Origin of the sequence: Streptomyces sp. NPDC048383 (assembly GCF_040651775.1) — a bacterium.
Lineage (GTDB): Bacteria > Actinomycetota > Actinomycetes > Streptomycetales > Streptomycetaceae > Streptomyces.
Genome location: NZ_JBEZKS010000062.1, coordinates 43,928 through 51,163 on the forward strand (window position 1 = coordinate 43,928; position 7,236 = coordinate 51,163).

The window sequence follows — 7,236 nt, forward strand, 5'->3', positions numbered from 1 at the left end:
CGCTGCGCGAGATGCGCTGGTGGGACATCGACCCGGTGCTGGAGCTGGAACACGAGCTCTTCCCCGACGACGCCTGGTCCGCCGGCATGTTCTGGTCCGAACTCGCCCACGCGCGCGGCCCGCAGGCCACCCGCCGCTACGTCGTCGCCGAGGACCCGGCGACCGGCCGGCTCGCCGGCTACGCCGGGCTGGCCTCCGCCGGTGACCTGGCCGACGTACAGACCATCGCGGTCGCCCGCGAGCATTGGGGCACCGGCCTCGGCGCCCGGCTGCTGTCCGAACTGCTGCGCGCCGCGACCGCCTTCGAATGCGCCGAGGTGCTGCTGGAGGTCCGGGTCGACAACACCCGCGCCCAGCGGCTCTACGAGCGCTTCGGCTTCGAACCGATCGGCTTCCGCCGGGGCTACTACCAGCCCGGGAACGTCGACGCGCTCGTGATGCGACTGACCGACCCCGCACAAGCACGAACTGAGAGCAGTGAGAGCAATGGCTGACGAACCTCTCGTCCTCGGCATCGAGACCTCCTGCGACGAGACCGGCGTCGGCGTCGTCCGCGGCACGACCCTGCTCGCGGACGCGATCGCGTCGAGCGTCGACGAGCACGCCCGTTTCGGCGGCGTCGTGCCCGAGGTCGCCTCCCGGGCCCACCTGGAGGCCATGGTCCCGACCATCGAGCGCGCCCTGAAGGAGGCGGGCGTCAGCGCCCGCGACCTCGACGGCATCGCGGTCACCGCCGGACCGGGCCTCGCGGGGGCGCTGCTGGTGGGCGTCTCCGCGGCGAAGGCGTACGCCTACGCCCTCGGCAAGCCGCTCTACGGGGTCAACCACCTCGCTTCGCACATCTGCGTCGACCAGCTGGAGCACGGGCCGCTGCCCGAGCCGACCATGGCGCTGCTGGTGTCCGGCGGCCACTCCTCGCTGCTGCTGGCCCCGGACATCACCTCCGACGTCCGGCCGCTCGGCGCGACCATCGACGACGCCGCCGGCGAGGCCTTCGACAAGATCGCCCGGGTGCTCCAGCTCGGCTTCCCCGGCGGTCCGGTCATCGACCGGCTCGCCCGCGAGGGCGACCCGAAGGCGATCAACTTCCCGCGCGGTCTGACGGGGCCGCGCGACGCGGCGTACGACTTCTCCTTCTCCGGCCTCAAGACGGCCGTCGCCCGCTGGATCGAGGCGAAGCGGAAGGCGGGCGAGGAGGTGCCGGTGCGGGACGTGGCCGCCTCCTTCCAGGAAGCGGTGGTGGACGTGCTGACCCGCAAGGCGATCCGCGCCTGCAAGGACGAGGGCGTCGACCACCTGATGATCGGCGGCGGCGTCGCCGCCAACTCCCGGCTCCGCTCGCTCGCGCAGGAACGCTGCGACGACGCGGGGATCATCCTGCGCGTGCCGCGGCCCAAGCTGTGCACGGACAACGGCGCGATGGTCGCGGCGCTGGGCGCCGAGATGGTCAAGCGGAACCGACCGGCCTCGGACTGGGACCTGTCCGCCGACTCCTCGCTGCCGGTGACCGAACCGCACGTCCCGGGGGAGTCCCACGGTCACGGCCACGCGGCCGGGCACGGCCACGGCCACGATCATGACCACGTGCACGAGCTGAGCAAGGACAACCTGTACTCGTGAGCACCGTCGCGCTGATGTGGGAGGCCCGGGCCGCCGAGGGCCGGGGCAACGAGCTGCTGGAGTGGGCCCGCGCGCAGGTGCTGGCCCGGGAACCGGTGCGCCGCGAGGTGCTGCGGGCCGGCCAGGACCGGGTGCTCGTCATCACCTGGTGGGAGGCCGCCGAGGGCACGGCCGCGGACCTGCCGCAGCTGCCGGAGCCGGCCGACGACCTGATCACGCGGGCCGTGCACCGGTGGCGGTTCGAGTCGGTGGAGGTCACGGGCGGCTGAGGGCCGGCCGGTCGGGGCGGGCGGCTCGGGACGTGCGGGTCGGGGCGTGCGGGGTCGGGGCTTCCGGGCCAGGGCCGGCGCCCGGCGGCCGGCGCCCGGCGGCCGGAGCGCGGGTCGAACGGGGCTCCGCCGGGGCTGTATCGGCGGACGCTATCGTCATGTCCATGCCTCCCCGTGACCTCCCGCCCCCGCCGCCGCCCGCGCACCTGCGCGAGTGGCTGGACGAGGACGCCGTACGGGCCGACCGTGCGCGGTTCCTGGCGGACCTGAGCCGGCGCAGCCTGGGCCTGGAGCGGCTGCTGCTGCTCTGGGCCGTCGCCGCGCTGTTCGTGATCGGCTGGACCTTCGTCGGCATGGCCGTCGCCGCCTTCGCGTCCGGCGACCCGCTCTCGTGCTTCTTCGGGTTCGTCTTCGGCCTGATCGGGCTGGGCGTGCTGGTACCGGCCGGGTCCTGGTTCGTCCGCGGGTTCCGGCAGGAGCGGCAACTCAGCCGGTTGCTGTGGGCCTGGGTCGAAGCGGTACGGGACCCCGCCGCCCGCGCCGGCGGGCTGCGCGCGCCCGGGCGGAGCCTGGTGTGGCTGGCCGGCTCGCTCGCCCTGGGGGGGACCGGGCTCTGGGTGGCCTTCGGGGCCGCGGCCGCGGCGCGGCCGGGGGAGCACACGTACGGCGAGGTCGGCTACTTCATGGGCCTCGGCATGATCCTGTGGATCACCGGCCTGCTGGGGCTGGCCCGGGCGGGCGTGCACCACCACCGACTGGCCCGCTCCGGTCGCCCCGTACGGGCGGCCCGCCAGGCCCTGCCGGTGCTCCGGGACACCGCGTACTGACGGCTCCCGGCGGGGGCGGCGGTCCGCCTCAGGCGTCCGGGGGCTGGGCGGGGGAGCCGATCAGCATCGAGGGGGCTCCCGCCACCCGCGTCAGGAACACGGTCGCGGAGTTCGGCCCCTGCGGCTTCACCTTCTTGCGCAGTTCCTCCGGCTCGACGGCCGACCCGCGCTTCTTCACGGTCAGGACGCCGACCCCGCGCTCGCGCAGCAGGGCCTTCAGCTTCTTGAGGCCGAACGGCAGCACGTCGGTGATCTCGTACGCCGTCGCGTACGCCGTCGGGCGCAGCTCGTCGGCGGTGACGTAGGCGATGGTCGGGTCGATCAGCCGACCGTCCAGTTCCTCGGCCACCTCGGCGACGAGGTGGGCACGGATGACGGCCCCGTCCGGCTCGTAGAGCCAGCGCCCGACCGGGCCGGCTTCCGGGTCGGGAAGCGGGTCGGTGGTGTGCAACCGGCGCGGGCCGGGCAGCAGGGTGGCCCGTACGGTGCCGGGAGCGGTCCCGAACCACAGGACGGCCTCCTTCACGTCCCCGTGGTCGGAGATCCACTCCGCCTCGGCCTCCGCGGGCACCGCCTCGTGCGGAATGCCGGGGGCGACCTTGAGGGCCGCGTACTTCGCCGTCCGGGCCGTGGCCACGGCCCAGGACAGCGGCGGCGAGTACGACTCCGGGTCGAAGACGCGGCCGCGGCCGCCGCGGCGCGCGGGGTCGATGAACACGGCGTCGTACGCGGACACGTCCACGTCCGTCACGTCCGCCTCCCGGACCTCGATCAGGTCCGCCAGCCCCAGCGCCTCGGCATTGGCCCGCGCGACGGCCACCGTCAGCGGGTCGATGTCCACCGCCAGCACCCGGATCCCGAGCCGGGCCAGGGCGAGGGCGTCCCCGCCGATGCCGCAGCACAGGTCCGCGACGCTGCGTACGCCGAGCTCCGCGAGCCGGTTCGCGCGGTACGCGGCGACCGGCGCGCGGGTGGCCATCTCGCCGCCGCCGGGCGTGAAGTACATCCGGAACGCGTCCTCGGCCCCGAACTTCGCCACCGCCCGCTGCCGCAGCCTGGCCTGCCCCAGCGCGGCCGACACCAGGGGGGCGGGGTGCTCGCGGCGCAGCCGGGTGGCGAGGGCCAGCTCCTGGGCGGGGTCGTGGTCGCGGAGCGAGTCGAGGAGGGCGTGGCCCTCGGGGGTGAGGAGCGCGGCGAAGTCTTCGGGGGTCACCGCACCATTGTGGGCCAGTCGGTGGAAGGGGGGAGGCCGGCCGTGGTGTCGGCCGGGGTGTCGGCTCGGGCGGGCGGTTGTCCGATGTAAAGATCCGCAGCTATGCAGCTAGTACGACAAAAGGGAAAGACTGCGCACATGGGTCACCGGTCCGCGGCACGTCCGCGCGGCCGGTACGGGGTGGCCGCGGCCGCGCTGCTGGTGGCCGCCCTCGGAACGGGATGCGGCGCCGGGGAGCAGGAGACGCCCGCCAAGTCCAAGCCCGCCAAGGGAGCCGAGGCGGGGACCGGAGCGGCGGGCGCGGCCGGCAGCGTCGCCGACCGGCTCAAGGCCGCCCAACAGGCCCGGATCGCCGCCGCGAAGCGGTGGGGCCTGGCCAAGCCGCCCCTCGTCGCCCCGCCGGGGCCGAAGGAGAAGCCGGAGATCACCACCCGCGACGGCTTCGAGGTCGAGGACCAGGAGGAGCTCCCGCCCGTCTTCACGACGGTCCCGACGGAGGACAAGGTCGTCTTCCTGACGGTCGACGACGGCGCCGAGAAGGACCCCGAGTTCATCAGGATGATGAAGGAGCTGAAGATCCCGTACACGGCCTTCCTCAGCGACTACATCGTCCGCGACAACTACCCCTACTTCAAGGAGATGCAGGCCGCCGGCGTCACCTTGAACAACCACACCCTCAACCACCGCTACATGCCGGCGCTCTCGTACGAGAAGCAGCGCCAGGAGATCTGCGGCCAGCAGGACACCATCCAGAAGACGTTCGGCAAGCGGCCCACGCTCTTCCGCCCGCCGTACGGCAACTACAACCAGGACACGCTCATGGCGGCGAAGTCCTGCGGCATCAAGGCCGTTCCGCTGTGGAACGCCGAAGCCTTCCCGAACCGGATGGACTACCGGGAGTGGGACCGCGACCTGCACCCCGGTGACATCATCCTGACCCACTTCCGGGGACGGGAGGACTGGAAGGGCACGATGCCTGACATGATCCGTCATGCCATGAAGACGATCACGGACAAGGGGTACGCCGTGGCCCGCCTGGAGGACTACCTGTGATGTGCGCGCGCCGGTTGCTGGCCGGGACGCTGATGGCCGGCGCGCTCGCGCTTTCCCTGTCGGGGTGCGGGAACAGCGTGGATCCCATCGAACGGCTCGGCCGCAAGGCCACCCAGGACGGGGCGACCCCCACGGCCTCCCCGTCCGTCGGGGCCTCCCCCTCCGCGGGGGTGTCCTCGTCCACCCGTTCCTCGGACGAGGCGTACCGCAAGTGGGGGCTGACCGCCCCCGTCCAGTACGCCCCCAAGCCGGAGCGCAAGCCCCCACTGCCCAAGGCCGACCCGGGCAAGGCGGCGGTCGTCGACCGAATACCCGTCGCGCCGCACGAGAAGGTCGTCTTCCTGACCTTCGACGACGGCGCGGAGAAGGACCCCGAGTTCCTGAGGATGGCAGCCGACCTCCAGCTGCCGATCAGCATGTTCCTCACCGACAACGTGGCCGCCGCGGACTACGGACACTTCGAGAAGCTCCGCGACAACGGCTCCGGCAGCACGGTGAACAACCACACCCTGACGCACCCGAACCTGCGGACCCTGCCCTTCGCGGCGCAGAAGCGGGAGATATGCGGCCAGCAGGACCGCCTGCAGCAGCGCTTCGGCCAACGCCCGCCGCTCTTCCGCCCGCCGTTCGGCAACTACAACGACGACACGCTCAAGGCCGCGGCCGAGTGCGGCATCTCCTCGGTCGTCCTGTGGCGCGCGTCGATGCAGATCAACAACTTCCAGTACGCCGAGGGCTCCGCCCTCCGGCCGGGCGACATCGTCCTGGCCCACTTCCGCGGCCCGTCGGAACTCAAGGGCGCGACGGAAACCCAGATGACCACGCGCATGCTCCGCAGCATCCAGGAACAGGGCTACCGCATAGGGCGGTTGGAGGACTGGTTGTAGGGCGGGGGTGGGGGTGAGGGTACGGCGTCCGCGGCCGGCCATCGGCGGGCTGGACGTTGTCGATCGCTGTAGTGAACTCGCGGCCTGACGCGGCGCGGATGTAGGCCAGCTGCATCCAGTGATCGCGCAGGGGCGAGTCCGAGACGTTCTCATTTACCACGGCCATCAGCTCTCCCTCGACGCCGGAGGCGACGTCGCGTACGCGGTGGCGTAGAAGTCGATGCGCCACGTCTTCGTAGCGCTCATTCATCGGGCACTCCCTCAAAGGTGTCGAGGAAGCGCTCCCAGCCGGCCGGCGCCCGGTCAAGCAGTTCCGTGCTGGGCTCGGTCAATGCTGGAACGTCGTTGGCGTTCGGTTCGACAGGATTCGGGCGCATGCGCATCACTCCTCGATCTGAGACCACCCTCGCGAGGGTCTCTCTAGAGAGGTGACCATTGCAGCCGATCCAGCCTCCCGACGTCAATACATCTCTAGAGATGTTGCGGTGAGGGGGTCAGCGCGAGGTCCTACCCCTGGCCTTAGGGTGTCTAGAGAGGAAAGGGAGTGATCGGGGCGATGGCCAGTCAGCCGAAGTACCGGCGGATCGCCGATGCGCTGAGGGCGGGCATTGAGGCGGGCGAGTACGGGCCGGGGGACCGGCTGCCGGGTGAGAACGACCTCATGGCCGCCTACGACGTCGCTCGGATGACCGCGCGTCAGGCTCTCGGCGTACTTCAGAACGAAGGGCTCGTCGAGGCGCGGAAGGGTGCAGGCGTCTTCGTCCGCACGTTCAGGCCGCTACGACGACGTGGCGTTCAGCGGTTGGCGCAGCAGGAGTGGGGTTCGGGCCGGTCCGTCTGGTCCACCGACACCGAAGACCGCGAGCTCGTCGTCGATCGGATCGAGGTGCGGGAGGAAGAAGCCGGCAGCCGCATCGCCGAAGCTCTCGACGTGCCGGTGGGGTCCAGGGTCTGGGCTCGTGGACGCCGCTTCGTGCTCGATGGGAAACCGGTGCTGTTCGCGACGTCGTACCTGCCGTCGGACGTGGTCGCCGGCTCCGCCATCACCGGGATCGACACCGGCCCGGGCGGAACGTACGCGAGGTTGGCCGAGCTGGGGCACGGACCCGTTCGTTTCCGGGAGGAGATCCGCTCCCGCATGCCTTCGGCCGACGAGGCCGAGCGGCTCGCGCTCGCCATGGGTACGCCCGTCATCCGGATCGTCCGCACCGCGTTCGCCGAGGACGGGCGCGCGGTCGAGATCAACGAGATGACGCTGGACTCCGCGTCCTACGTCTTGGAGTACGACTTCGACGCGTAGGGCGGCGCACAGTGCGGGGGGGGGGGGCCGGACAGACAGGCGCCCCCCCCCCCCCCCCCGGGGAGAG

9 protein-coding genes and 1 pseudogene are annotated in these 7,236 nt (G+C 72.0%); 7 read left to right on the top strand and 3 right to left on the bottom strand.

Annotated features, from left to right (window positions below):
• Window positions 1-11: 11 nt before the first annotated feature.
• The 4 genes from rimI to AB0D46_RS32230 all read left to right on the top strand — a co-directional run bounded on the left by rimI (window position 12) and on the right by AB0D46_RS32230 (window position 2,716).
• Window positions 12-494: a ribosomal protein S18-alanine N-acetyltransferase gene (rimI, locus tag AB0D46_RS32215; protein ID WP_362882722.1), complete on the top strand. Its 483-nt coding sequence runs from the start codon at window positions 12-14 to the stop codon at window positions 492-494.
• The gene (gene tsaD / locus AB0D46_RS32220; protein ID WP_362882704.1) at window positions 487-1,620 is read left to right on the top strand and encodes a tRNA (adenosine(37)-N6)-threonylcarbamoyltransferase complex transferase subunit TsaD; all 1,134 of its coding nucleotides are present in this window, start codon (window positions 487-489) and stop codon (window positions 1,618-1,620) included. Before rimI ends, tsaD begins: the two co-directional genes overlap by 8 nt.
• Window positions 1,617-1,889 carry a hypothetical protein gene (locus AB0D46_RS32225; protein ID WP_362882706.1) on the top strand — a complete coding sequence of 91 codons (273 nt, stop codon included), beginning with the start codon at window positions 1,617-1,619 and terminating at the stop codon, window positions 1,887-1,889. Before tsaD ends, AB0D46_RS32225 begins: the two co-directional genes overlap by 4 nt.
• 158 nt (window positions 1,890-2,047) lie before the next feature.
• Window positions 2,048-2,716 (top strand): hypothetical protein, encoded by a 669-nt coding sequence (locus AB0D46_RS32230; RefSeq protein ID WP_362882707.1) that lies wholly within the window; start codon window positions 2,048-2,050, stop codon window positions 2,714-2,716.
• 28 nt (window positions 2,717-2,744) lie between these two features.
• Here AB0D46_RS32230 and AB0D46_RS32235 read toward each other — a convergent pair whose 3' ends face one another.
• Complete coding sequence (locus AB0D46_RS32235) at window positions 2,745-3,947, bottom strand: methyltransferase domain-containing protein (protein ID WP_362882724.1); 1,203 nt, start codon at window positions 3,945-3,947, stop codon at window positions 2,745-2,747.
• A 120-nt stretch (window positions 3,948-4,067) separates the two neighbouring features.
• Between AB0D46_RS32235 and AB0D46_RS32240 the strand changes: the two genes are divergently transcribed.
• Window positions 4,068-4,982 carry a polysaccharide deacetylase family protein gene (locus tag AB0D46_RS32240; RefSeq protein ID WP_362882709.1) on the top strand — a complete coding sequence of 305 codons (915 nt, stop codon included), beginning with the start codon at window positions 4,068-4,070 and terminating at the stop codon, window positions 4,980-4,982.
• Window positions 4,982-5,869 carry a polysaccharide deacetylase family protein gene (locus AB0D46_RS32245; protein ID WP_362882711.1) on the top strand — a complete coding sequence of 296 codons (888 nt, stop codon included), beginning with the start codon at window positions 4,982-4,984 and terminating at the stop codon, window positions 5,867-5,869. The genes AB0D46_RS32240 and AB0D46_RS32245 overlap by 1 nt, the downstream gene beginning before the upstream one ends.
• 25 nt (window positions 5,870-5,894) lie before the next feature.
• On the opposite strand, the pseudogene AB0D46_RS32250 reads toward AB0D46_RS32245, so the two are convergent.
• Together AB0D46_RS32250 and AB0D46_RS32255 are read right to left on the bottom strand one after the other, a co-directional pair.
• A pseudogene (locus tag AB0D46_RS32250) lies at window positions 5,895-6,119 on the bottom strand (hypothetical protein); the annotation flags it as partial.
• Entirely contained in the window at window positions 6,112-6,246 is a 135-nt protein-coding gene (locus AB0D46_RS32255; RefSeq protein ID WP_362882713.1) for a hypothetical protein, read from the bottom strand. The gene AB0D46_RS32255 and the pseudogene AB0D46_RS32250, both read right to left, overlap by 8 nt.
• A 179-nt stretch (window positions 6,247-6,425) precedes the next feature.
• Here AB0D46_RS32255 and AB0D46_RS32260 point away from each other — a divergent pair, with 179 nt between their 5' ends.
• Window positions 6,426-7,169, top strand: coding sequence for a GntR family transcriptional regulator (locus AB0D46_RS32260; protein WP_362882715.1), 744 nt, complete (start codon window positions 6,426-6,428; stop codon window positions 7,167-7,169).
• Window positions 7,170-7,236: the final 67 nt, after the last annotated feature.